This window comes from Succinatimonas hippei YIT 12066 (assembly GCF_000188195.1).
GTDB lineage: Bacteria > Pseudomonadota > Gammaproteobacteria > Enterobacterales > Succinivibrionaceae > Succinatimonas > Succinatimonas hippei.
The window spans coordinates 6,614-31,395 of record NZ_GL831062.1; the positions used below are offsets into that span (position 1 = coordinate 6,614).

Sequence of the window (24,782 nt, forward strand, 5' to 3'; positions counted from 1 at the left end):
TGCGGCGGGTAGAGAATCACCGGATGAACACGGTTATCTTCACCGTCAAAGTCAACACTAAATGAACATGTAGATTGTAAGAGCAATGACGGGTATGCTAAATAACAGTTTTTTTGCATAAAAGAAGAATATTTAGAGTATCTTGAAGAGGTGGTGGAATCAAAGCCGTGTTGGGGAGATGCATTAAGTTTTGAGGAAGACAGAGCTAAACCGATTATTAATCAATACACATTCAATTACGCGTTAAAGAAATTAAAGGAAGAACATCCTTTTTTAAAAGACTATTGTCACAGTCAGATCCTGCAGCAGAAAGTCATGGACTTATATGAGGTGTTTAAAAAGTTTTTTAAAGGGCAGGACTTTCCCGGATGGCCTGTCAAGCGAATCTCACAAAGTCGGCAGCAGGAACCCACCGAAGCTTACAACCATAGCAGTATTGTTGTTTAGCGGTAGGACTTCGGTCTTTAGACCGGGGAGAACGTTAAGTTGCCTAATTAATGTTTCTGAATCTGGGATCCATGCTTTTGCTAAAACCAACCGACTTTAGCGGTTAAATTAAGAAGTGATCCTTATGAAGCATCGTAAGTATAGTATAGACATTAGTTATAGAGGATACCTGTATAAGAATAGTTGGTTATTCCCATGGTTTAAAACTAAAAGGAATTTTATGCTGGAAAGGATCAGGGCCGAAACGGTTTTGTCCCGGAGTTCCGGGGTGGGCCAGAAGTAAAGCTAGAAGGATAACACTTACTGCCGACGCAAGAGTTAAGACGATCCCTAAAAAGAATAAGATCCCGGCGGTAGCAAACGCTCCATATAAAATAAGAAATAAGGCAAGAGTAATTAATAAAGCAGGCAACAAAAGCCATAATCCGGATTTGTCAAGATCGTGCATGCGTCTTATAGAGACTGTAATGAAAGGAATTATTATAATAAGTGAGCCCAGACTGCCGATAAGCTCACCGATTATAGGAAAAACAGTACAAAAAGATAAGACTAAGTGTGCAACGAAAGCGAAAATAACAAAGTACCAAAATTCACTGCGGCATGCGCGTGTGTTTATAATAAAAATTTTTTGGTAACAGGTTTTGATCGCTTCGCTGAAACTTAGTCCTTCATTCATTATGTAAGTAAATTTTCCTTTTTTACTCTATGTTTTTTTTCTCGTCAGTTTTTTCAAGAGACACCGACATTTCCATAATATCGGTATTTTCTTTGCGGGCAAAATTAAATTCAACATCGTCGTCATCTGCAATAGGCAGATATTTTTTTAATACCTCTAAAAGCTCCTGACGCATTTTCGGCATAAAATCGGGAGCAATTTGTCCTGCTCTGTCATTAACTAAAACAAGATGCAGACGTTCTTTTGCGGATTCACGGGCGGTTTTTTCTTTTTTGTCCTTACCGAAGATTGCTTCTGAAATCAGATTTATAAGTGACATATTAACCTCCGCTTATCTCTTAAAGAGTTTGCTGAAGAATCCTTTTTTCTCGGTAGTAAAGCGCAGCTCCACTTCATTGCCAAGCAGTCTTTCAACAGCGTCCTCATATGCTTTACCGGCATCGGATTCTTTGTTCAAAATAATTGAATTACCGGCATTTGATGCTTTTAATACGTCAGGAGACTCGGGAATTACGCCTAAAAGCGGAATAGTCAAAAGCTCTTGTACATCTTCTACAGAAAGCATTTCGTTTTTGGTGACGCGTCCTGGAACATAACGGGTTAACAACAAACGTGAGGTTACAGGCTCCCAATCAAGTACAGCACGACGAGATTTTGAATTTAAAATTCCGATGATGCGGTCACTATCGCGTACGGATGAAACTTCAGGATTGGTAGTAACGACTGCTTCGTCGGCATAATATAGAGCCATCAAAGCACCGGCTTCAATACCTGCAGGGCTGTCACAAACTACGTATTCAAATCCGGCATTATCTAAACCGCGCAAAACTTCACCGACACCTTCTAAGGTCAAAGCGTCTTTATCTTTAGTTTGAGAGGCTGGGAGAATATAGAGATTGTCAACATGGCGATCTTTAATTAATGCCTGATTTAAACGTGCTTCTTTATGTACGACATTGATTAAGTCGTAAACAACGCGTCTTTCACACCCCATAACAAGGTCAAGGTTACGAAGACCTACGTCAAAATCTATTACAGCGGTTTTATGTCCTTTAAGCGCAAGACCGGTTGCAATTGCGGCAGATGAAGTAGTTTTACCGACACCGCCTTTTCCTGAAGTAACGACGATAATACGGCAGTTAAAAGGTTCAAGATCCGGACCTGATTTCTTTTCAGTATCGGTCTTTTCTGCTGTTTGTTCAGCAGCTTTAACTTCTTCCTCTTCTGCAGCTTTGTCTTCTGTGGTAACTTCCGCGGCTGCAGTTTCATCTTTAACGGTAGAAGCAAGATCTTTTACTTCTTCGTTAGTTTTTTCTACTTCATTTTTAATTTCTGACATCTTGTTTTTTCCTTGCTAAAACTTAGAGGAATTTTTAGGTAAAAATTCTTTTCCTTTAAAATAATGCAGAGATCGGCCTTCAAGGCGTACTGCAACTGTTACGTCGCGACCGATTAGGGTCTTGACTAAAGAATCCTGATCCATATCTTCAGCCGTTTGATAGTTGCCGGCTATTGCAAGACACGATGGAGTGAAAACTCCTGAAGAATAAATAAAAGCGTCGGTAAAACCGGGATCTTGAGTGCTCTTAGGATTTCCGGCATAGATTTCACCGCCGCGGATGTCTCCTATGACTATGACGTTATGGGAGGCTATAATGCGGGCTCCTGATCCGATAGAACCGAAGATTATGATGGAGTTGTCAAGAGCGGTTACGGTCTCTCCTGAGTGAATAGGGCGAGCGATGACTTTAAGTGGTACTGATGTCTTTACCTCTACCGGAACTTTTACTTCATACGGTACGGGTACTTTAACAGGTACTTTGACTTCAAGAGTTTGAGTAACGATGCGCGGTTTGAAATTTTCTTCACGAATGCGCGCAAAACGGTTGGTATTTACGACAGGAATGTTGCGTCTTACCAAAAAGTTATGATTATCTTCACTGGTTATTCCGCTTACGCCTATTAAAAAAGTACCGTGAGCTGCACAAACGCTTTTTAAGCGTTCAAAATCAAGATCTTGTAAATTATTTACAGCAGAGATATCAAGAACTAAAGGAGAACCGTAAAATACTTCACGTTGCGGATCGATTTTATTCAATAAAATTGAATCAAGATTTTCAGGTTTTACATCACTTATCGCTACGGTATTTAAAGTGTAATTGCTGCGGGCAACACTACCGGTAGGTTGTGCCGCTAAATTCAAATCTTTATTTAATTCACTCATATTTAATACCGGTAGTTTTTAACATTGTGATTTTAGCATAGTACGTTTAAATATTTAAATTTTAGATTATTTTGTACATAGAGGTTTGCCTTTGCTTTATAAAAATGCCTTTCTTAAAGTAAGACTTGTACTTTCATGACATGATTGCTAGTATCGCAACGTGATTATGTTTTTTGTTATTTAAAGGGTGTTCTTATGGGTGATCAGCTGGTTTTCGTATATAAAAGCCTAAAAAAAAATAATATGTTTTTATATTTGGCAAGAAAAGACGCTTTTGCTGACGTTCCGTCAGGATTGTTAGATGCTTTCGGAGCTCCTAAGTTTGTTTTAATGTTTGCTTTGTCTAAAAAATGTACTTTAGTAAAAGTTACTCATGAAGAGCTTTCTAAAGCATTAACTGAAAAAGGATATTTTTTACGAATTGATATAGAGGATGAAGAGGAGAATTTATTAAATCAGGAGCGTAAGCGCTTGGGCCTGCCGCCCCTTGAAAAATTTCCGATGAAGTAAAAAGCTGTTACATAATTTGCGGTATTTTGCTCAATTAGTAAAATTCGCCGTTTAAATAGGGATTATCCGTTTTCTCACGTCCTATTGTGGTGTCCGGTCCGTGCCCTGACAAAACTTTAGTATCATCAGGTAAGATTAGAATTTTCTCTTTTAATGAAGTCAGTAAATCATCCATGTTGCTGCGCGGAAAATCGCATCTTCCTATGGATCCGGCAAACAGACTGTCGCCGGCAAGCAGAAAGCCGGCTTTTTCACAGAAATAGCAGACACCGCCGGGAGTATGACCGGGCGTTGTTATAACTTTAAATTCATAGTCATCAAAAAGCTTAAGAACATCATTGTCTTTAACGTATGAAGGAGTGAAATCGCCGCTTGATGACAAACCGAACAGTTCTGCCTGTGAATTTAACGATTCGATTAAAAAGGAATCCTCATTAGAAGGACCGATTATTTTAGCTCCGGTAAGTCTTGAAAGTTCAGCTGCTCCGCCTACGTGATCAAGATGCCCGTGAGTAAGGATTATAACTTTTAATGTCAATTCGTGAGTATTTAGTATCTTATAAAGATCAGAAGCGTTGCCGCCCGGATCTGAAACAACGGCAATATGCTTGTTTTCATCTGCAATAATACGTGTGTTTTGTGCAAAAGCCGTTGTCGGTATCGTAGCTATTTTTAACATGACATCTCCTAGTTAACTGCAACCTCAAGACCTTTTAAATAAAAGCTTTCAGGACAAGGCAAAGCGATTACATGATCTTCATCTTGGCGCAGTACATTTAAAAGCTGAGCATTAACTTTTGCGTCAAGGGCTGCATCGGCAACGATTTTTTGAAATAAATTCAAATCCATAAGTCCAGAGCAGGAGAACGTTAAAAGGCGTCCGCCTTTTTTGGTAAGTAACAAACCAAGACGATTTATGTCTTGATAGCCGCGACAGCCTTTTTTAAGATTAGATGTTCCGTCAATAAACTTAGGCGGATCCAAGATAACCAAATCATATTGTTCTCCGGCTTCAACTTTATCGCGGAGAAATTTAAATACGTCTTCCCGTATAAAGCGGCAGCGACCGGGATCAAGATGATTGAATACAACACCTTGTTTGGCTAAATCTAAGGCATGCGCTGAGATATCAACGTTTTCCACTCTTATTGCCCCGCCCTTTAGGGCCCATAAACCAAAACCGCCGGTATAAGAAAAACAGTTTAGTACTTTACAGCCTTTGGATAATTCTCCTACGCGTATGCGGCTTTTTCTTTGATCAAGATATCCTCCGGTTTTATGACCGTTTTTTATATCAATAGGGATGAAAACGCTGTTTCCTTCTCTTACATATAAAATATCGGGAGGAAGCTCGCCTGTAATTACACCGCAGCGCTCTTTGAGACCTTCTTTAAGACGTGAAGCTGTATCTGATCGCTCGTAAATAGAGCAAGTCGGGAAAATTTCCTGAAGTGATGTTATTATTTCGTTACGCAAATTTTCCATTCCGTATGAAGAAATGGAAATTGATAGGTAATTATTATATTTATCAATAATGAGTCCGGGCAGAAAATCACCTTCTGCAGCCACAATGCGTACGCCGTCATTGCCTGCGTCAATTAAGCGTTGACGTAAATTCACGGCTGCTTGAATACGGTTTTTTATAAAAATTTTGTCAATAACGTCTTTTTCATTAAATGAAATAACTCTTACCCGGATTTGTGAATGCGGAGAGAAGTGACCTTGCGCTATGAAGGTTTTGTCAGAGTTTAAAACTTTGACAAGCTCTCCCGGTTTAATATCTTTATCGGCGTAAGCCACAGCTTTTGAGAAAATCCACGGATGGTGCCTCAATAATGATTTTTCTCTTTGAGGATGCAAAATAATCTGGTGCATGTCGTGTTCCTAAGTTTTTGCTAATGCCATCGTAACATAATCATAAAAAAACGTATAAGTTTAGTTTGTTGAGGTCATTTATGGCAAATAAAAAAAAGCTTGTCAAAGCAGTTTTGTTTTTAATTCCGCTTGCAGGCATTGCGTATTTTGCATACGACTATTTTGCCCCGCAAACACCTACATATATGACGGTTAATGCCGCAACACGCGATATAAAGTCAAGAGTCTTCGCTTCCGGTACTTTGGCAGGAAAAATAGAAGTTGATGTCGGTGCTCAGGTTTCAGGGCAAATTAAAAAACTTTACGTTAACACGGGTGATGTAGTAAAGAAAGGGGATTTGTTGTGTGAAATTGATCCTGAAATTCAGCAGAATGATTTGAAGACGGCAAAAGCCCAATTAAAGCTTTTAGATGCGCAGATCCGCTCAAAGCAAGCTGAAATCACCAAGTTAAAGCTGGAAAATGATCGTCAGGCAAAGCTTTTGAAAAATGCAGCAACTTCCAAGCAGGAGGCTGAAGCTGCAACTGCCAGTTATAAGATGGCTCTTGCCGATCTTGACGCTTTAAAAGCACAATATGAACAGGCTGAAATTTCCGTATCAGATGCTGAAACTAATTTAGGATATACAAAGATCACCGCTCCTATGGACGGAACCGTGTACGCAATTCCGGTTGAAGAAGGTCAGACCGTCAACGCCAATCAGACGACTCCTACAATTTTAAAATTGGCAAAACTTGACGTAATGACTGTTGAAACGGAAATTTCAGAAGCTGACGTGGTAAAAGTAAAACCGGGAATGGATTGTACCTTTACTATTTTAGGTTTGCCGAATCGCGAGTTTAAAACCGTTCTTGCGTCAATAGATCCGGCACCTAAAAGTGCAGAGAATGAAACATCATCATCTTCGTCTTCTTCATCAACCGAAGCTATTTATTATAACGCCCAGCTTGATATCGATAACAGCGACGGTCTTTTACGTATTGATATGACGGCAGAAGTCAATATCACTATTGATGAAAAAGATAATGTTTTATCTGTTCCGCTTACGGCAATTCGTGATGATGATTTTGCTGGTAATGCGGTGCTGTATTTACTGGATAAGCAAAATCAAATTGTGAAACAGCCGATTAAGACAGGAATTCGTGATGAGCAATATATTGAGGTTATATCAGGTATTGGAGAAAACGATCGCATCATTATAGGCGATGATGTAGCAACAGCTGAGGCTGAAGCAATGTCTAACATGCGCGGTCCCCGTCCGAGGATATAACAATGAATGCTGAAGTTTTATTAGAACTAAAAGATGTCCGGCGTTCTTTTATGTCCGGCGGTAGTGAGGTTGAAATCCTGCACGGCATCAATCTTACTGTCAAACAAGGAGAAATGGTGGCAATTATCGGTCCGTCGGGATCGGGGAAATCCACCTTGATGAATATTATCGGCTGTCTTGATACTCCGACTTCGGGAAGTTACAAGGTCAAGGGACAGGATACCATAGACCTGTCACCTGATGAGCTGGCGACTTTAAGACGCGATTTTTTCGGCTTTATTTTTCAGCGCTACCACCTTTTAGGTCATTTAAATGCCGGTGAAAATGTTCAAGTGCCGGCAATTTATGCCGGAGTTAATCATCAAAAGCGTGTACAGCGCTCTCTTGAATTGTTAAAGGCTTTGGGACTTGATCACCGCGTTGATTATCAGCCTTCTCAATTATCCGGCGGACAGCAGCAGCGCGTATCAATTGCCAGAGCTTTGATGAATGGCGGTCAAATTATTCTCGCTGATGAGCCTACCGGTGCGCTTGATACAAAAAGCGGAGCCGAGGTGATGAAGATCTTAAAAGATCTTAATGCAAAAGGTCATACGGTTATTATTGTTACGCACGATCCTAAAGTTGCTTCTATTGCAAGGAGAGTGATCGCCATCGAAGACGGTGCGATTAAATCCGATACTATTAATGAAGCTAATGAAGATAATACCGGCAAGCAGGCGGATGGTATTAAGATCAATAATCGTTGGTCGCATACGCTTTCTTCACAGTATGATCGCTTTAAAGAAGCTTTTATCATGGCTGTACGCGCCATGATAGCCAATCGTATGCGTACTCTTTTGACCATGCTCGGCATTATTATCGGCATTATGGCTGTAGTAAGCGTAGTTGCACTTGCCAGAGGCGCAAGTGAAAAGGTAATTGAAAACATTTCGTCTTTAGGCACAAACACGATTACGGTTTATCCCGGCGAGCGTATGGGTGATGTGCGTTCGGCAAGAGTAAGAACGCTGACGCCGCGTGATTTAAATGCCCTGGACGGTCAGCCTTTTGTGGATTCGGTGTCTGCATCTATTCAAAGCTCGGTTTTAATTCGCCATTCAAACTTGGAATTTAACGGTACCGTATACGGCGTTTCTCCTGATTTATTTAGAGTTTACGGATACACTACGGCGCAAGGACGACTTTTTACCGAAGCTGAGACCAAAAATTATTCGCAGGTCTGTGTAGTTGATCATAATACGGCTGAAAATTTTTTCGGATCGTCAGATCCGATCGGTCAGACTATTTTAGTCAACAGTATGCCGGTTATGATTGTAGGTGTATTGGATATCATCGATTCACCTTTTATGCGCTCTGAAAATCTGTATGTATATATGCCGTATACATCGGTAATGTCGAGGCTTTATAAACAAAATTATCTATCATCTATCGTGGTTCGCATTCAAGACGGGTTCTCAACTGCAGTTGCTGAACGCAGCATTATTAATTTGCTGATTTCCCGTCACGGACGTCAGGACTTCTTTATTCAGTCTTCTGATACTATCATGAAGTCCATTACCTCTACGACATTGACTTTCACTTTGCTGATTTCAGCTATAGCGGTAATTTCTCTTGTGGTAGGAGGAATCGGCGTTATGAATATCATGCTTGTGTCTGTAACCGAACGGACGCGTGAAATCGGAATTCGCATGGCCGTGGGGGCAAGACAAAGCGATATTATGGCGCAGTTTTTGATTGAGGCGGTAATGGTCTGCCTGTTGGGAGGCGCTATAGGAGTTATTATGTCTTTTGGCGTAGGTCAATTACTGTCAAGCTTAAGCGAAAGCATAACAATGTCTTTCTCGTTGGATTCAATTATTGCAGCAGTGCTGACGTCATCTGCAATCGGTATCGGCTTCGGCTTTATGCCGGCAAGATCTGCCGCACGCTTAAATCCTATAGAAGCTTTGGCTCGAGAGTAAGAAAGCGATCCGGTTTTTGTTCCGGAAAAATATCGCCGTATTTTTTTTCGTAGATTTTGAGCTGCGTTCCGTCAGCTTTTATGGCGGATAATTCTTCATTTACGGCTTGAAGAAATATTTAAGCTTAAGTTGTAAAGAGAAAATAAAAATTCAGCCGATCGTTTTAAGATCGGCTTAGTTTTAGAAAGCGGAGCTAATCATCATCACGATAGATCGCGCTTTTATCTTCATTATTTCACCGGCACTATGTTTGTCATTTGTTAAGAATGACTTTATTTCATTAGGCGCAGGTAGTGAGGTATCAATAAGTCGATACCAGTGACGATTTACGTATCCTGGGACAGGCGGCAGTTCAACTTCAAGATCCTGCCAATAAGCATTTACAAAAATATAGGTAAATACGTTATATGTACCCCAGTAGTAAATAAGTCCGATTGAATGCGAATGATCCGACCAATCCGGCTGATAGGGCTTTACGCCGTGCCATTGCAGCTTGGTACTGCGCAGTACGCTGTCAAGCATCTTTATTTGCGGGCCGTTGTTGCGGCTGCGGTGCTTGGTTCGAATGGTGCGATAATGAATTAGGCGGCGCGTGAAATTATGCATTTCAAGCTGGTGCTCGGTGAAATTCCAATTCATGTAGCTGGTATCATTATCTTGGCAGTAGGCATTGTTATTGCCCCGTTGCGTACGCAGCACCTCATCGCCCATGGTAATCATTGATGTACCTAAAGAAATTAGGGTCAATGCCATCATATTTTTTGCCTGTCTTAATCTTAATTCATTAAGACCGGTATCGTCACTTTCACCTTCAACTCCGTAATTTGCAGAGTAGTTGTTATTGCATCCGTCACGGCCGTTTTCACCGTTGGCTTCATTATGTTTATGGCTGTAAGCTACCAGATCCCAAAGCGTAAAGCCGTCATGACAGGTAATAAAATTGACACTCTTTTGCGGATCTATGATTTTCTCATTGTAAATATCAGGCGAGCCTAAAAGTTTAGTGACAAAGTCTTTGATGTTGCCAGGATCTCCGCGCATAAATGCTCGTACGGTGTCGCGGAATTTTCCGTTCCATTCGCGCCATTTTGATCCGGCGATATTTCCGACTTGATATAAGCCGCCCGCATCCCAAGGTTCAGCGATAATTTTAGTATCGGCAAGACGCGGGTTAATGTCGATATCAAGCAATGTAGGAGCGTTGGCGATAGGTCTTCCCTGCTCGTCACGGGACAGAATTGAGGCTAAATCGAAACGGAAACCGTCGATATGCATCTCTTCTTTCCAGAAAATCAACGAATCTATGATTAAATTTCGAACAACGGAATTGTTGGCATTAAAAGTATTGCCGCATCCTGAGTAGTTTCCGTAATTACCGTGACCGTCAATAATGTAGTAGCTTTGCTTGTCAAAACCTTTAAAGCAATAAACAGGGCCGTTTTGATCGCCTTCTGATGTGTGGTTGTATACCACATCGAGAATTACTTCTATACCGTTGCGGTGCAGTGCTTTTACAAGATCTCTGAATTCATTTAGAGGGCCCATCAGTGATTTATCTTGAGCATAAGCTTCGTGCGGTGCAAAAAAAGCCATCGGACAATAGCCCCAATAATTTTTCTTGCCCGGAAGTGCATCATCGCTGTCATATTGGAAAATAGGCAGAAATTCTACTGCGGTAATGCCTAAATCTACAAGATAAGGTATTTTTTCGATTAGTCCTCGGTATGTTCCGCGCAATTGCGGGGGCAGATTGGAACTTTGGTGAGCGGTAAAACCTTTAACATGCATCTCATAGATAATGGTACGGTTTAAAGGATGGCGCGGAGATACGTCAAGCTCCCAATCATAGTCATCAAGATCTACAACTGCGCTTTTGGCAGAAATCTTTAAATTTTCCTGAGGATCGTCGGTTTGAAAACGGCGATAAGCTTTAGGGAAAAGAACTCTTTTTCCATAAGGATCCAAAAGTACTTTGCCAAGCTCTACATGTGATTGTGCAAATTTGTACGTTCTTAGTGCTTCTTTAATGCGCCATGCATAAATTTGACCTGCTTTTATGCCTTTGACTTTAACATGCCAATAATATGTAGAACGAAATAATGGTGAAGCAAGGGTAATAATATCCGGTTCACAGTCGTCAATGTCTTTAAACAGCAGTAGTTCAATAATACTTGCCGCAGGACACCATACAGCGAAATTAACGCCGTCTTTTTCAATGGTGGCGCCTAAAGTTTTGCTGTGACCTTCAGTAATAACGTATTTGTGAAGCTGTTGTTTTTCTGGAAGCATTCTAAAAACCTCAAAGTTGCCTCATTTTAGACTAGTACGTACATAATTCAAAGATTCGCATTAAAATATATGCAGTAAATTTTCTGTTTGCGAGTTTGTTATGTCCTTATTAACTAATTTATCTGCAGGTCAAATCAACACTATACCAATGGATTTGGCCGGAAATAAGACCAAAATAATAAAAGCAGTGGAACTTGCAGTTGATCACGGCTGCGGAGTTGTACTGTTTCCTGAGCTGGTATTAAGCGGTGCAGGATGTGCTCACTTATTTAAAATCCCTGCTTTTGTGCGTAAATGTCAGGATTGTCTTGTTGCATTAACTAAAGAATTGCCGGCAGGGGCGGTAGTAGGCTTAGGTTTGCCTCTGCTTGCCGACAACGGTCGTATTTATAACGCTTATGCCGTTATTCGCCGCGGTGAAATTTTAGGGTTAACCGTCAAATACCTTTATAAATATGATAATCCTCTTGATGATTCATACCGTTATTTTGCAAACACAACAGAAGATGTTTCCTGCACTATTGAGGGTAAAACATTTTATGTGGCATCACGAAGCATAAATTGCCGCGGCTTCACTCTAGGCGTGGCTTATGATGACTGGCCCGTCGGATTTACTGATTGCGATGTGGTTGTGATCCCTAATGCTACTCCGTTTGAGCTTGGCTCTCTTGAGTCAAATCTTAACCAAGCTTTAAATCTTTCCCGTGATATTAATGCTATTGTTGTAAAGACTAATCTTTTAGGCTGTGAAAGCGGTACTTTAGTTTATGACGGTCAGGGAATTATCGCTCAAAAAGGTAAATTAATAGCTAAAAATTCTCCTTTTAGCTTTAAGCGAGAAAATATTGTCTGTGAAAAGTGCGGCATTGCTCCTGATGAAGATGAAAATGATTTGATTGTAAAAGCAATTTCCTTAGGTCTTTTTGACTGGATGCTCAAAACCAGAAGCAAAGGATTTGCCTTGTCGTTGTCCGGAGGTGCAGACTCTGCCTTGTGCGCAGTATCAGTTGCAGTAGGGCAGGCTTTGGCTCTTGAACATTTGGGAGATAAAAAGTATGTTGAGATCCTGCGTTCTTTAAATATTGATGTTAAGGATGTTGAAGGAGATCATGAGACTTATATTAAAACGGAAGTAATGCCTAAAGTCTTAACTACCGTTTACCAGGCCTCAAAGAGTTCAGGAAAAATTACCCGTAATGCAGCCGAAAAATTAGCTGCATGTCTTGGCAGTACTCATCATGAATTAGAAATTTCAAAAGCAGTTGATTTATATATCAAGCTGTTTGATAAAGCAAATGACGGTCCTTCTTTATCTTGGGAGAAGGACGATCTTACTTTGCAGAATATTCAGGCACGTTCACGTTTGCCGAGTATTTGGATGTTTGCCAACCGTGAAAATAAACTCTTGCTTTCTACCGGAAATTTATCCGAGGCCGTCGTGGGTTATTGCACTATGGACGGTGATACGGTAGGCGGCGTTGATCCGGTTGGAGGAATCGGTAAAAGCCGTATTTTGCGCATAAACCGCCAAATTGCTGATCATGGCGTTAACTTGGGGCCGTCCGCATATATCTTTAATATAAAAGATCTGTCTTTTGTTGCCGATCAGGAGCCTACGGCTGAGCTGCGTCCCGGTGGAGAGCAGAAAGATGAAAAGGATCTGATGCCGTATATTTTGCTTGATGAAATAAGAAGACTCTTTAATGCGGAGTTTTTAGGTCCGGAAGAAATTTTCAGTAAAGTAAGAGCAGATGAACGATTTAAAGATCTTGATGACGATCTTTTAAAAAGTGATGTAGCCAAATACTTTAGATTAAATGCCCGTTCTCAATGGAAACGTAAGCGTTTTGCTTCTTCATTCCATATTGAAAAGGACAGCTGTGATATGTGGAGTCTGCCGATTCTAAACGACAGCTTTAACTGTCTGCTGTAATTTTGTATGCAGGCATCAAAAAGGATCGCTTCGGCGATCCTTTTGTGTTTGAGTTAGTTTTAACGCAGTCTGTTGCGGTAGTTATAGAAAAAGAGAGGGGGAATCGCAATTCCTAAGGCGATAGCAAGCAGAATTGCCACACAGCGGACTCCAGAGTGCATTAAAGTAAAAACATATGTGTCAAAAAGAGCGATATCGGTTATTTCAACTAAAGAGATAAGAGACAGCAATGCATTGTATGCATCCATACCGGGGATCAGTGCAATAACGCTTGCCACAGTGAAGACCGGACGCGGAACCCCGAGCTTTGGTCCGACATAAATGAAAATTAAAGAGATAACAGCACATGCGGCAAAGGTTGCTATTACTATTTCAACATTAAGGCTGTAAAGTAGAAACGAACGAATGAATCTGGTCAGCATGCCGCCTGATGCAATAAAAATCAAATATTGTTTGGGCACGGCAAACAGCATAGCAAAAGCAGGAGCAATAAATCCTGCCGCCAAACTTTCCAAAAGGATCTGTGTAATATTGTCTGTATTAATCATAGTGTTTCAAAAATTGTCAGTGAATTGATAAACACGGTGCCTATAAGTCCGATGGCTGCGGCTGAAGTCAAAACGAAGGCATGAATGATTCTGCTGATTCCCATATCAACATATCCTTTAAAAATATCAAGAAATCCGTTCATAAATGGAAAACCCGGTACTAAAAGCAGTGATGTTGACATAATAGCAAGCGAAGTTTGCTCAGGTGAAAGATTAAACAACAGTTTTGCTGACAGAAGAGCAAGAATACTGCCGCAAAATGCAGAGCACATAAAGGCAAAACTTTCAAAAAATCCTCTTTTTAGCAGGGAAAACCTGACAATCATTAAAAGCAGCCCGCCGACTACACTGCATCCCATGACTTGAGGAGTTGCTCCGTTTAAAAAAGCCAAAAGTCCGGCAGCTAAGGCTTCAATGACAATAAGCAGTTTTTGATTGTAGTGTTTAGGATTAACAGCTTCTATGGCGTGAAAAATTTCTTGAGGATCTTTAAGCTTTCCTGCCGACACATCAAGGCATATACGGTTTAATTCAGTAAGAGAAGACATGTTATGCCAAAAGCGCTTATTTCTTTAAATTCAACGCAGTATTCCGTTCCTGAGTGTACTTTTACGACAAGTCCCGTTCTTGATAATCCTAAATCAACTTCAGAAAGTCCGAGGTCTACACCCATTTGTCTGACTGATTGAATAATAAGACGCGTTTCGGCGCCGCATAGGGCCATGCGCCACCCTAAAGTGCAAAGCAGTTTTGCTTTTAGCGAAATGTCTGAAGTGATTATTGTCTGATTCACAAAATATTAGCTGGCGAAAAACGCATTATATGTATAAACATCAGACACTAAATATATAGTGAGTGTTTTAACTTCATTGTCGTTAAATTCTCAACATAGTAACAAAAGCGCCAAAATAGACAAAGCAAAAAGCTAAGTTAAATACCGCTTTTAATAGATATTCGAGTTAAAGTGTAACAATTGATCTTTAAAAGATGAGCTCTTATACATATAGAAATTAATGCCATTATTTAATGCATTGCTGATTTTCTTTAAATTATTGTTAAATTTCAATGCATTATTCAAGATTGCATTTACTATTTTCATAATATGCACCTTTTGAGTGCTATCATATATGGGTCTTATGCGATAAAAGCGTGAAGCTGCGTTGGTATCGTTTATGACAAGTTGCCGTGTCTGCATGCCTGAAGATGGGTACTCGGATCCGGTTTACTTTGATTAAAATTTAAAAAAGAAGTTATCTTATGTTTACTACCACTACTACATTCATCGTCTATATTTTGGCGATGCTGATTATCGGTATTGTGGCAGCCCGCATGACGTCATCTTTAAATGATTACGTATTAGGCGGCCGCAGTTTGGGTCGTGTCGTAACCGCTTTGTCTGCAGGTGCTTCCGATATGTCGGGCTGGCTTTTAATGGGCCTTCCCGGTGCTTTGTTTTTGTCAGGAATAAGTGAGGCGTGGATTGCCATCGGTCTTACCGTAGGCTCCTGGTGCAACTGGAAATTCGTCGCAGCCCGTTTGCGCTCATTTACCGCAAACGCGTCAGATGCTCTGACTCTTCCTGATTATCTTGCCTCACGCTTTTGTGACAAATACCGTATTACTGCCGTTGCAGCAGCAATCATTATTTTGATTTTCTTCGTTGTTTACTGCGCATCCGGCATGGTATCAGCTGCACGCTTATTTGAGCAGACCTTTGAAATGGATTACAGCAATGCTCTTTTAATCGGTGCCGTTTCAACGATTTTCTATGTGTTTATCGGCGGATTTTTGGCAGTTAGCTGGACTGATACGGTTCAGGCATCATTGATGATTTTTGCGTTGCTTTTAACTCCCGTTATCATGCTTATGGATTGCGGTGGTCTTGAGGCTGCCAATGAACTTATCCTGCAGCAGGATCCCGAGCTATCCCATTTCTTAAAGGGCATGACGGTCGTAGGATTCCTTTCTTTAGTCGGATGGGGCCTTGGCTACATGGGACAGCCGCATATTCTGGTTCGATTTATGGCTGCAGGCAGTGTCCGCGGAATGGGTGATGCCCGCCGTATCAGCATTACCTGGATGATTTTATGCCTTTTAGGCGCTGTCTTAATCGGTTATTACGGCGTAGCTTTTGCGGCAAAGCATCCTGAGGTCAGCGTAAGTAATCCTGAGCAGATTTTTATTATCGTTACTCAGACTTTGTTTACCCCGTGGATTGCAGGTATTCTTCTTTCCGCAATTTTGGCTGCCATTATGAGTACGCTTTCCTGTCAGCTTTTAGTTGCTTCAACTACTTTGACCGCAGATTTTTATCGCCGTTGGATGCGTCCTCATGCTTCACAAAGCGAGCTTGTTTGGTGCGGTCGCATGATGCTGCTTTTAGTTGCCGTTATTGCTTATGTTATTGCACTTGATCCTAACTCAGGAATTTTAAAGCTTGTCTCTTATGCTTGGGCAGGTTTCGGAGCTTCATTCGGACCCTCGATTTTAATTTCGCTATTCTGGCGTAAAATGACGCTGCAGGGTGCTATTGCCGGTATGGTGGTAGGTGCCGCAACTGTTATAATTTGGGAAGCAGGAGCTTTCTTCGGTCTTTACTCAATTGTTCCCGGGTTTATCCTTTCAAGCATAGCTATTTTTGTAATTTCTAACCTAACTTACAAAAAAGACGGACAAACTCAGGTATTATTTGATGACCTTGAGCGTAAATTCTGGCTTGAAGTAAAAGATCGCTAATATATAACGACAAAAGGAAACAGCAAGTGACGGACAAGAATCTGCCGCCTAACTTTTATTTGGCTTCTTATCTTAAAAAAGCAGGTATCCGCTTTGAGGTCAATGTGGTGGATACCGTTATCGCAAAAGGATTGGGTATCGGCAGTTATATAATTGTTCTGCTCTTGCTGTTTTTTAACTGCTCGGGATTATTTAAGATAAGCTTAAATAATTTCTATTTTGTGGCTGTTAATCTTTTAGGTGTCCTATATCTTTTATACGTCTTTATTCGTTTATTTTATTTTAAGAAATTAAGACGGAAACTGCGTAAAGATCCTGCACCGGTAACTGCTGAGGCTTATGCCGTAGTCGTTTTTGATGAGTTAAATTTTTATCAGAAATTTATAGAGCGTCTTTTCTCAAAAGCAGTACTTAAAAATGCTGTTATTTATAAAGAGAGCGGGGCTTTGAAACCGCGTTTTTATACGGGAGCCGTTAAATCCTTTTCTCTGGTAAGACTTAATTTAGGCCAGATTGTCCGTATTTATCCGCACCGAAAAAATATTAAACTTTATTCAGTTGATGACACTTCGGCTTTTCAAACTGTAAGCGCCCGCAATAAAGCATTTGCCAAATTAAATGTCGGCAAGCTTGAAGCAGGCGGCGCATCAAAGGTGTTGTTTAGAAAGGAAAAGAAATTTTAATTCCAGTCTAACGTTTCAAGCTTTTTAAAATAAACGTTTTCCTGAAGCTCCTTAGTAGGATTAACGGCATAGCGATGTGCGCAAAGCTTAAACATTTCAATATCGTTCACGCTGTCGCCGTAGGCATAGGCATCATCAAGATTAAGATCGTTTTCTTTAAGAAACTGCATAATGCGTTGTCTTTTTCCGTCTTGGTACGGAACTGTTCCTGAAAGTTTTCCGGTTATTTTATCGTCAATTCTTTCGGTGGGCGCTGCTATGGCAAAATCAATATTTAATGCATCGGCAACAGGTTTTATTATGTAGTCGACAGTCGCACTTACGATGATAAGTTTATCTTGACGTTTTCTATGAAATTCAATTGCCTTAAGTGCGCCTTTGCGAATGTGTTTTAATATAGAATCATATACGCAAGGTCTTACGATCTCATATACTTCTTTTGAGCTTTTTCCGATAAGCGGCTTTATAGCATATGCGATGAAATCTTCGATTTTAAGTTTGCCTTCATAATAAAGCTGATGAAACTCATGCATCGGCTCTAAAAAACTGTTGTCAACAAGCTTGATGCTTAAAAGATGTTTGAAAAAAAGATCGTTGGTGTCACCGTTTACCAAGGTGCCGTCCATATCAAAAAAAGCACAGGACATTATTATTCCTCTATATCAAAAGCGTCTTCACCGTCTTCAAAAACCTGAGGGTTTATTCTTTGCATAGCAAGTTTTGGTGATGCTTTTCCCTGCAGAATTTTCAGGATCCTTCTCATTTCAACGTTAGGACAGTTATAGCGGTAACGCGTTATCAGTGAAAGAGGTCCCTCATCGGTCGTGATTTTATCAATTGATGCAAAGCCGTACTGAAGTAACAGAGCGGCAAGATCTTTGCGTGTCGGCTCAAGACTTATGGAATTTTCAAATACGGCATCCTGTCCGTCACGATTGAAAAACCAGCTTAAATCCGGATCTTCATTTTTTAAGGTGTCTCTTATAAAGGAAAATTCCGAATGATAAGTGTAAGGATATAAAGCACCTTCATTATTAAGAGCACGGTTAACTGATGCACTGCACAAGACCGGAATTTGTCTTTTTGAAAAGACAAATCCGCCGTAGCATTTATTTAATGCGTGTTTAAGTTCACTTACGGTCAGACCTTGTCTTGGCGCAAGAATTTTTAAATCCTGATCAAAATATTCTGATATCTCATCAAGAGTGAAACCGAAAAGAGTATCGCAGCGTTCGCTGAAGCTTAAGTCATTTATAAGCGGAATACCCTCTGAAATATTATTGGCAAGCGCAAATTTGGCGTGACCGCTTAATAGACACCACTTAACCGCAGGTCCTGCCTGTTTGATGGCATTGAGCATATCAAAGTAAATGGAGATAGCCGTTTCCTGCTGATTTTTGGGCATTAAAGACGCAAGATATAAAGGCAGCTCGTAATTATCAATTAAAACGACAATGCTGTCTTGATATTTTTGTTCCAGATCTTCAAGCAGCTTGGCAAAGCAGGCTTTAGGATTAGAGTAGTTGGTGATGTTGCGCTTAATATGGTGGCGCCACATCTGAACCTGCATGATATCGATTAAAGATTCGATAAGCTCTTGGGGATTGGTCGCTTTAAGATGTTTTAATGATAAGCGTAAAGCCGGAGCTTTAGGCATATCGAGTTCTTCGCTGTGTTTTGCCGAGAAGCCTTCAGATATTAAATCATCACGCATCAGCATGGCTTCCATAGATTCAAGCGCCAGACTCATGCCGAATCCGTGCGGTCTTATTATTAAACTGAAATTTGGAGAAAATTGCCTGGGCTCTTCATCTAAAAAGCGTAAGAAATTTACAAAATCGCGAGCTTTACTTAAATAGTGCTGATCTGAAAGAATGATCTCTTGAAGAGACGATGAGTATGAGGTAAGCGACGGCATATGAATATCTTTCATGGGCGGGAAACAGACAACCTGTTCTCGGTACCTTAAAACCTAATCCTGGCTGCTACCTTCCGATCCTGACCAATTAAACTAAGCCTAAGTACGAGAGGGCTGCCTGCCTCCCATTGAGCATAGAGATGATAATAAAGAACAAAGTTTTTTGCAAGTTATTTTTAGCAGTGTATGAATAAGTCCCGTTACTTTTGTAAAGTTTATGCGCAGGTGTGGTTGTTGGATTGTTTCAATGTTTAACCGATGCAGGTAGGGTGACTCTGCATCGGTTAAGATTAGTTGTTGCCTGAGAGTGACAAAAGCTGTTTAAGCTCATCAGATGATAATTCGCCAAGCCAGCGCTCATTTTCTTTGACGGTAAGTTCATTTAGCTCTTTCTTCATGCTTAAAGTTGCATCAATATTTTCCTCAAGCGTGCCTGAGCATAGCATTCTATATACTTGTACCGTTTTATTTTGTCCGATGCGGTAAGCGCGGTCGGTAGCCTGGTTTTCCACGGCAGGATTCCACCACAGGTCAAAATGTATGACTACGGATGCTGCCGTAAGGTTTATTCCCGAACCTCCTGCTTTTAACGATAAAATTAAAATAGATTTATCCGGATCGTTTTGGAAAGAATCAATCATGTTTTGTCTTTCTTTTAACGTAGTCTCTCCGGTTAAAAAGTCCGCATCAATTGCAAATTTGTCTTTAATGTATTGTTTAAGTAAATAACCCATTTTTAAGTATTGCGTGAAAATAATGGTTTTTTTACCTTGATCCAAGATATTTTCAAGTAAATCAAGCACCGCAACGCTTTTTCCTGAGTCTTCGGGCTTATTGTGACTGTTGCCTTCGTCGTAAACGGCAGGACTGTCACAGATTTGTTTTAAAGCATTTATGGTCGTGATGACGTTTATCATCTTGCTTTTTACGTCACTGCTTAGTTTGTTAAGGCTCTCATCTAATTTGGCTTGGTATAAAGCACTTTGAATCGGTGAAAGATAACAATATTGGTTAGAGCTTAATTTGTCGGGTAAATCCGAAATAATATTTTTATCGGTTTTTAGACGACGCAAAACAAAAGGTGAAACTGCGGTTTTTAAAAGATTGGCCGCATCAAGATTACGATCTTTTTCAATAGGAATAGCAAAATCGTTTTTAAAGGTGGTAGCAGATCCTAAAAGGCCCGGATTTACCACATCCATAATGGACCAATATTCCATCAAATGATTTTCTACCGGTGTTCCTGTCATAGCAATTACGCTTTTTGCCTGAATTTTGCGCAACGCCTTGGAGGCTTGAGTGTTGTGGTTTTTAATGGCTTGGGCTTCGTCTATAACTAAAACGCGCAACGGTAAATTTTCAAAGACAGCTTGATTATGGACTAAAAAGCTGTAGGTGGTAAGTAAAATATCGGTACTGCCGTCAGTTAAATCCTTATTGCTGCCGTAAATGATTTTGTAGCAAAGCTCTGGGGCAAATTTATTTAATTCATGCTGCCAGTTAATAAGTAAGGTTGTCGGTACAACAATTAAAACTTTTTGTTGGTTTAGCTCATTGTCGTTTTTAAGCTGCTGCAGTGCGGTTATAACCTGTACTGTTTTACCAAGGCCCATATCGTCGGCGATGATCGATCCCATTCCCATTTTAAGATTGTGCATTAACCAATTAAAGCCACGTTCCTGGTAAGGCCGCAAGGATGCGGTAATGTTTTGGGGTATCTCAATAATCGAGTCCTGCATGATTTTTTGCAGAGCTTCTTTAAGGTCGGTACTGAAAATTACGTCTTCGTCTTCATATTTGCCGCTTAAAGCCGCAGCAATGAGCAAAGGTCGACTTAGGCTCTGCTTCTTTTTACTTTCAAGCTGGGCTTTTAAATTCTCGGCGTCTTCTTTTGTCAGATATACAAGATTGTTTTTGAAATTTATGATTTTTCCGGCTGATGAAAGAAGCTTTTTAAAATCTTTTTCGGTTATTTCTTTATCGCCTATAGACAGCTGCCAGTTAAACTTCATAAGTTCAATCAAACTGAAAAAGCCTTGCGATGTGTTCCATGATTTTGCAAGGTTAAGCTTCAGGCGGCTTTTCGGGCGCATAATTGAACTTAGCGATTTGGTCATTAAAACTTCAAAACCGAGGTTTTGAAGTTTAAAGGCAGTTTCAAAAATAAAAAGAGGGAGATCTTCAGCTGAAATATTATAACTGCCCTCTGTTGAAGTTAACAAATCTTCAATAAAAGGAAAAGTTTGTCTTATGGCGTTAAGTTTTGAGATGCAGATAAGAAAATCACGGCTTATGGCATTTTCCGTACCTTTAAAATATGCGTTCAGTTCAGGATAAGTAATATATGAACTTTCGCTTTGGGAGAGACTTTGGGCATCAAACTCTTTAAATAGCAGTTTTGCTTCATATGCGTCATTTTCGGCGGCTTCTTCTATTTTTATTACAGGAGTAAGTTGTCCCGGGAAATTCTGCAGGCTAAAAAGCGGGGCAAAATATTCGGGAAGCGATGCAAAGCCTAGCTCTCGTTTTTCAATTTGATTGCGCGTCAAATCATAAATATTGTTATCAGTGATCCAAAAGTCTGCTCTCTTAATCATTAAGAACAGAGGACTTATAAAGTAGTGGTTGAATTTGGTCAAATGGACTATGTTTTCTTTCCACATGTAGCTTAACATGTCATGTATGAACATGCTTAAAAATGCGCAGCCTATTTCAAGATTATCCGCAACATATAAGTAGCTGTAATAGTTTTTATGGTTGAGAAACTCATTTAAATGCAGGGATCGAAGACAAGATCCGACTTTTTTTACCAATAATTTGATTTCAGGAAAAATTATTGCAGGGATCCAGCGCGACATTTTAAAGCTGTCAGGATAAAAATAATAATCATGAACTCCAATGCAAAACTGCGGAATAAACGCGCCTCGCTGCACAAGTCCTTTGGCTACCATGAAAGTATAATAGAGTGCTTGAATGGGCTCTGAAGCCTTTGCTATTTGTTTTTCATCTTTTATTGACATTATTTGCGATAAGTCCATCGTTATTCTGTCGAGATAGACAGTGCAGTTCAGGTCAAAATCGTAATATTGATTGTGACTATTGTTATTCCCTGAAACATGGAAGTCGCAAAATTCATGACAATGACCGTCAAGAGCGCGTACTGCTACTGTTTTATTCTCCGGAATTTTGATTATTGCTTCATCTTTACTGCATGTTAGAGACAACTTATCCGTAGAAACATCGCCGGGTACGTTATTTTTAAAAGAATAAATATTTTTAAGATCAAGTCTTCCGTTTTTATTAATAAACAGATGAGGAAGATTTTTTCCGTAGAATTTTATGATTTCATCTGGGCCTTGCCACAGGTAGTAATCTTTATCACTTGCAAGTGTTTTTGCAATATCATAGAGTTTACTTAAATTTCCTTTAAAGTCCTTTTTTGGATCTTTTTCGGCCTCCGCAGGCAGGAATTCTAAAATTTGATTTTTATAATTTTCCTTAAGATCTAAAAAAGTCAGTTTTTTAAGGTATTCAAGATCGTGAGTTTTTTCTTGAATGGGTCTTAATTTATTTCTTGACAAAGAAATAACGGTATTTGTATTTGTAAGTTCATACCAGGAGCTAAGTGCTATTGTTCTTAATAATATATTGTCTTCATCTTGGATGATGTCGGAGAATGAATCCAATTTTATGCCGAAAAAATTTAACAACAGTATTTCATTGTCCTGCAGCTCTTCTATAAATCTGCGAATCAAAAATTGTGTTTTATGCGAATAAACCTTGATGCTGCTAAGATCGTTATCCTCAATGATTTCGTAGTTATTGCTTCCTGACTTAAAGGTAAAGTCGGCGATGCTGTGAGGTTTGTACTTTTGGAAGAATTCGGTAAATTCAGGTATTTTTGACAGATCGCAGGTGTTTTTACTCAGATTTGTCATTAAAACGATATTACTTGATATTGCATTTTTTATTTTATTGCGCTCTTTAAGCGGTATTTTTCTTGAAAGTGAAATTTTGAAATTTTCGTTGCGCAGCCACCAGCCATGACGGGAATTTTTCTTAAGCGTGAGCTTAAAGGCGCCGTTAGACATTATTTCAGTAACGTCTTTATATCCAGTAACTTTGGTTGTTTTGTTTATAAATTCGTCATAGTTTTGTAATCCGGATAGAAGCATGAGATTTTCATATTCAGGATCGTCGGTATGGATATCGTTTTTGTTTTCAATATTCATGATATCTATAAAGCCCAAAGAAAGAGCGGACGCAAGATCTTTTACATAAGGATGAAGTTGTGCACTTTTCATATTGATATGTTTTTAATCTTAGAGTAAATGAAATGGTGTTTAAATTATAAGCTCGTAAACCCAAACAAAGGCAGGATAGGTAACGATGCACAAAAGCGTACTTACCATATTTAAAAGTCCTGCATATTCGGTGTTGTTATGGTAAAGAATTGACATTTGGGTAATGCTTGAGGCTGAAGGAGCTGCAGTTGCAAGGAACGGAACTAAAAGAATTGCAGCCGAATCGGGTACATTGCCGATTTTGTTTAATATCCATAAAAAAGGCAGAATTATTGCCGGCATGATTATAAGCCGCAGCGCAACAATAAACGGCAGACGCGGATAATGGATGACCTTTTTTAAATTCATTGAAGCAATTACCATGCCGGTAACCAGCATGCATGCAGGTCCTATCATAACTCCCATGGATGCCATGGCATCATAGACTGGGCTCCAGAGCTTTATGCCGCAGAAAAATAAGATTCCGCCAATAATTACGGCCAGCAAATTGATGTTAAAAAGTATTCTTAAAATATTTATTTTTCCTCCGCCCATTAATACATAACGGCAGTGGCTCCATAAGAGTACGGTTTGTACGGCGGTATAGGCGCTGGTGTAGATTACGTATTTTGGACCCAATGTAGCGGCGATCAGCGGAATGATTAAATTTCCGGAGTTTGAATAAATGACTGTTACTTTTTCAACTGCATCAAGATTAAGTTTGTTTTTAAAAATCCAAGGGATCCCTAAAAGAATTATGTGTATGATTACAGCGGCAATGGTAGCAAGGATTAGGCCGTCTCTAATATCCTGAGTGTAGTCAATTTGAAAAGAAACGATAATAACGCAGGGGAAAATAAGATATAAGGATATTTCTGAAATGGGTTTGGCATCAGTTGGCTGTAATACTTTGCAGCGGACCATGACATAACCTGCAAACATCATAAGAAAAAGAGAGGCTATTTTTATTACAAGAGCATCTACGATCATAGCATACCCGTTTTTATAGAAATTGCAGAATATAAGCGATAATCACTTGGTAATTATGGCAGTAGGAAGATTTACATTCAATCGTTAGATGGATTTACCTCAACATAACGGACAAAAGACGGTTTTGATATTTTGATTTTGTAAAAAAGTGAACGGTGTAAAAGAAAGATGGTGACTAGGGCGCATTTTTAGGCCGTGTTGACAAAATCAAAAATCAGCCAAGTTGACTTTGGCTTTGCCCTATGTGGTTATCTTTTATCAAAAAAGATCAGCGGCTAAAATCCCGACCTTCAGGGCATAAATACAGCCGCGAGGAGAAGCTCTTTTTTAATCCGGCGTTTTCTGCCGGTCAATGTATTGCCGCAGGATGAAGCAAAGTAAGAGGGAGCAGAAAAGCCTCATTTTGGCGATATGGTTTTAAGGTAACTTTAGCCA

General features: G+C 39.9%; 21 protein-coding genes and 1 other RNA gene. 7 read left to right on the forward strand and 15 right to left on the reverse strand.

Annotated elements, in window-relative coordinates; genetic code table 11:
* The first annotated feature begins 153 nt into the window (after positions 1–153).
* Complete coding sequence (locus HMPREF9444_RS08970) at positions 154–447, forward strand: hypothetical protein (protein WP_040909476.1); 294 nt, start codon at positions 154–156, stop codon at positions 445–447.
* Positions 448–634: 187 nt separating this feature from the next.
* On the opposite strand, the gene HMPREF9444_RS08975 is transcribed toward HMPREF9444_RS08970, so the two are convergent.
* Genes HMPREF9444_RS08975 through HMPREF9444_RS08990 form a run of 4 tightly spaced genes read right to left on the reverse strand, consistent with a single transcriptional unit; the run spans position 635 to position 3,347 of the window.
* On the reverse strand, positions 635–1,123 hold the full coding sequence (locus HMPREF9444_RS08975) for a DUF805 domain-containing protein (RefSeq protein ID WP_009144109.1): 489 nt from the start codon (positions 1,121–1,123) through the stop codon (positions 635–637).
* A 22-nt stretch (positions 1,124–1,145) separates the two neighbouring features.
* Positions 1,146–1,442: a cell division topological specificity factor MinE gene (minE, locus tag HMPREF9444_RS08980; protein WP_009144110.1), complete on the reverse strand. Its 297-nt coding sequence runs from the start codon at positions 1,440–1,442 to the stop codon at positions 1,146–1,148.
* Between the two features lie 12 nt (positions 1,443–1,454).
* On the reverse strand, positions 1,455–2,462 hold the full coding sequence (gene minD / locus HMPREF9444_RS08985) for a septum site-determining protein MinD (RefSeq protein ID WP_009144111.1): 1,008 nt from the start codon (positions 2,460–2,462) through the stop codon (positions 1,455–1,457).
* Between the two features lie 15 nt (positions 2,463–2,477).
* Positions 2,478–3,347, reverse strand: a complete 870-nt coding sequence (locus HMPREF9444_RS08990) for a septum site-determining protein MinC (RefSeq protein WP_009144112.1) — start codon at positions 3,345–3,347, stop codon at positions 2,478–2,480.
* A 195-nt stretch (positions 3,348–3,542) separates the two neighbouring features.
* Between HMPREF9444_RS08990 and HMPREF9444_RS08995 the strand changes: the two genes are divergently transcribed.
* The gene (locus HMPREF9444_RS08995; protein ID WP_009144113.1) at positions 3,543–3,857 is read left to right on the forward strand and encodes a YcgL domain-containing protein; all 315 of its coding nucleotides are present in this window, start codon (positions 3,543–3,545) and stop codon (positions 3,855–3,857) included.
* Positions 3,858–3,891: 34 nt separating this feature from the next.
* Here HMPREF9444_RS08995 and HMPREF9444_RS09000 read toward each other — a convergent pair whose 3' ends face one another.
* Together HMPREF9444_RS09000 and HMPREF9444_RS09005 are read right to left on the reverse strand one after the other, a co-directional pair.
* Positions 3,892–4,536 (reverse strand): MBL fold metallo-hydrolase, encoded by a 645-nt coding sequence (locus tag HMPREF9444_RS09000; RefSeq protein WP_009144114.1) that lies wholly within the window; start codon positions 4,534–4,536, stop codon positions 3,892–3,894.
* 8 nt (positions 4,537–4,544) lie between these two features.
* The gene (locus HMPREF9444_RS09005) at positions 4,545–5,732 is read right to left on the reverse strand and encodes a class I SAM-dependent rRNA methyltransferase (RefSeq protein WP_009144115.1); all 1,188 of its coding nucleotides are present in this window, start codon (positions 5,730–5,732) and stop codon (positions 4,545–4,547) included.
* A gap of 80 nt (positions 5,733–5,812) precedes the next feature.
* Between HMPREF9444_RS09005 and HMPREF9444_RS09010 the strand changes: the two genes are divergently transcribed.
* Both HMPREF9444_RS09010 and HMPREF9444_RS09015 read left to right on the forward strand, forming a co-directional pair.
* On the forward strand, positions 5,813–7,003 hold the full coding sequence (locus HMPREF9444_RS09010) for an efflux RND transporter periplasmic adaptor subunit (RefSeq protein WP_009144116.1): 1,191 nt from the start codon (positions 5,813–5,815) through the stop codon (positions 7,001–7,003).
* A 2-nt stretch (positions 7,004–7,005) separates the two neighbouring features.
* Complete coding sequence (locus tag HMPREF9444_RS09015; protein ID WP_009144117.1) at positions 7,006–8,967, forward strand: MacB family efflux pump subunit; 1,962 nt, start codon at positions 7,006–7,008, stop codon at positions 8,965–8,967.
* Positions 8,968–9,147: 180 nt separating this feature from the next.
* On the opposite strand, the gene HMPREF9444_RS09020 is transcribed toward HMPREF9444_RS09015, so the two are convergent.
* Positions 9,148–11,256: a glycogen debranching protein gene (locus tag HMPREF9444_RS09020; RefSeq protein ID WP_009144118.1), complete on the reverse strand. Its 2,109-nt coding sequence runs from the start codon at positions 11,254–11,256 to the stop codon at positions 9,148–9,150.
* A gap of 100 nt (positions 11,257–11,356) precedes the next feature.
* Here HMPREF9444_RS09020 and nadE point away from each other — a divergent pair, with 100 nt between their 5' ends.
* Positions 11,357–13,189, forward strand: a complete 1,833-nt coding sequence (gene nadE, locus HMPREF9444_RS09025; RefSeq protein WP_009144119.1) for an NAD(+) synthase — start codon at positions 11,357–11,359, stop codon at positions 13,187–13,189.
* A 59-nt stretch (positions 13,190–13,248) separates the two neighbouring features.
* On the opposite strand, the gene HMPREF9444_RS09030 is transcribed toward nadE, so the two are convergent.
* From HMPREF9444_RS09030 to HMPREF9444_RS09040, 3 genes are read right to left on the reverse strand one after another with little or no spacing between them, the layout of a single operon-like run.
* Entirely contained in the window at positions 13,249–13,737 is a 489-nt protein-coding gene (locus HMPREF9444_RS09030; RefSeq protein ID WP_009144120.1) for a threonine/serine exporter family protein, read from the reverse strand.
* Complete coding sequence (locus HMPREF9444_RS09035; protein ID WP_009144121.1) at positions 13,734–14,285, reverse strand: threonine/serine exporter family protein; 552 nt, start codon at positions 14,283–14,285, stop codon at positions 13,734–13,736. The genes HMPREF9444_RS09030 and HMPREF9444_RS09035 overlap by 4 nt, the downstream gene beginning before the upstream one ends.
* On the reverse strand, positions 14,264–14,530 hold the full coding sequence (locus tag HMPREF9444_RS09040) for a hypothetical protein (protein ID WP_009144122.1): 267 nt from the start codon (positions 14,528–14,530) through the stop codon (positions 14,264–14,266). Before HMPREF9444_RS09040 ends, HMPREF9444_RS09035 begins: the two co-directional genes overlap by 22 nt.
* A 464-nt stretch (positions 14,531–14,994) precedes the next feature.
* Here HMPREF9444_RS09040 and putP point away from each other — a divergent pair, with 464 nt between their 5' ends.
* Together putP and HMPREF9444_RS09050 are read left to right on the forward strand one after the other, a co-directional pair.
* Positions 14,995–16,473, forward strand: a complete 1,479-nt coding sequence (putP, locus tag HMPREF9444_RS09045) for a sodium/proline symporter PutP (RefSeq protein WP_009144124.1) — start codon at positions 14,995–14,997, stop codon at positions 16,471–16,473.
* Between the two features lie 26 nt (positions 16,474–16,499).
* Entirely contained in the window at positions 16,500–17,156 is a 657-nt protein-coding gene (locus HMPREF9444_RS09050) for a hypothetical protein (protein WP_009144125.1), read from the forward strand.
* Here HMPREF9444_RS09050 and HMPREF9444_RS09055 read toward each other — a convergent pair.
* The 5 genes from HMPREF9444_RS09055 to HMPREF9444_RS09070 form a co-directional block, all read right to left on the reverse strand.
* Positions 17,153–17,803 carry an HAD family hydrolase gene (locus tag HMPREF9444_RS09055; RefSeq protein ID WP_009144126.1) on the reverse strand — a complete coding sequence of 217 codons (651 nt, stop codon included), beginning with the start codon at positions 17,801–17,803 and terminating at the stop codon, positions 17,153–17,155. The genes HMPREF9444_RS09050 and HMPREF9444_RS09055 overlap by 4 nt on opposite strands.
* Positions 17,804–17,805: 2 nt before the next feature.
* Entirely contained in the window at positions 17,806–19,089 is a 1,284-nt protein-coding gene (locus HMPREF9444_RS09060) for an AAA family ATPase (RefSeq protein ID WP_009144127.1), read from the reverse strand.
* 8 nt (positions 19,090–19,097) lie between these two features.
* Positions 19,098–19,194: signal recognition particle sRNA small type (ffs, locus tag HMPREF9444_RS10675), an RNA gene on the reverse strand.
* Positions 19,195–19,364: 170 nt separating this feature from the next.
* Positions 19,365–23,378 (reverse strand): DEAD/DEAH box helicase, encoded by a 4,014-nt coding sequence (locus HMPREF9444_RS10670; RefSeq protein WP_009144128.1) that lies wholly within the window; start codon positions 23,376–23,378, stop codon positions 19,365–19,367.
* A gap of 39 nt (positions 23,379–23,417) precedes the next feature.
* Positions 23,418–24,347: an AEC family transporter gene (locus HMPREF9444_RS09070; protein WP_009144129.1), complete on the reverse strand. Its 930-nt coding sequence runs from the start codon at positions 24,345–24,347 to the stop codon at positions 23,418–23,420.
* Positions 24,348–24,782: the final 435 nt, after the last annotated feature.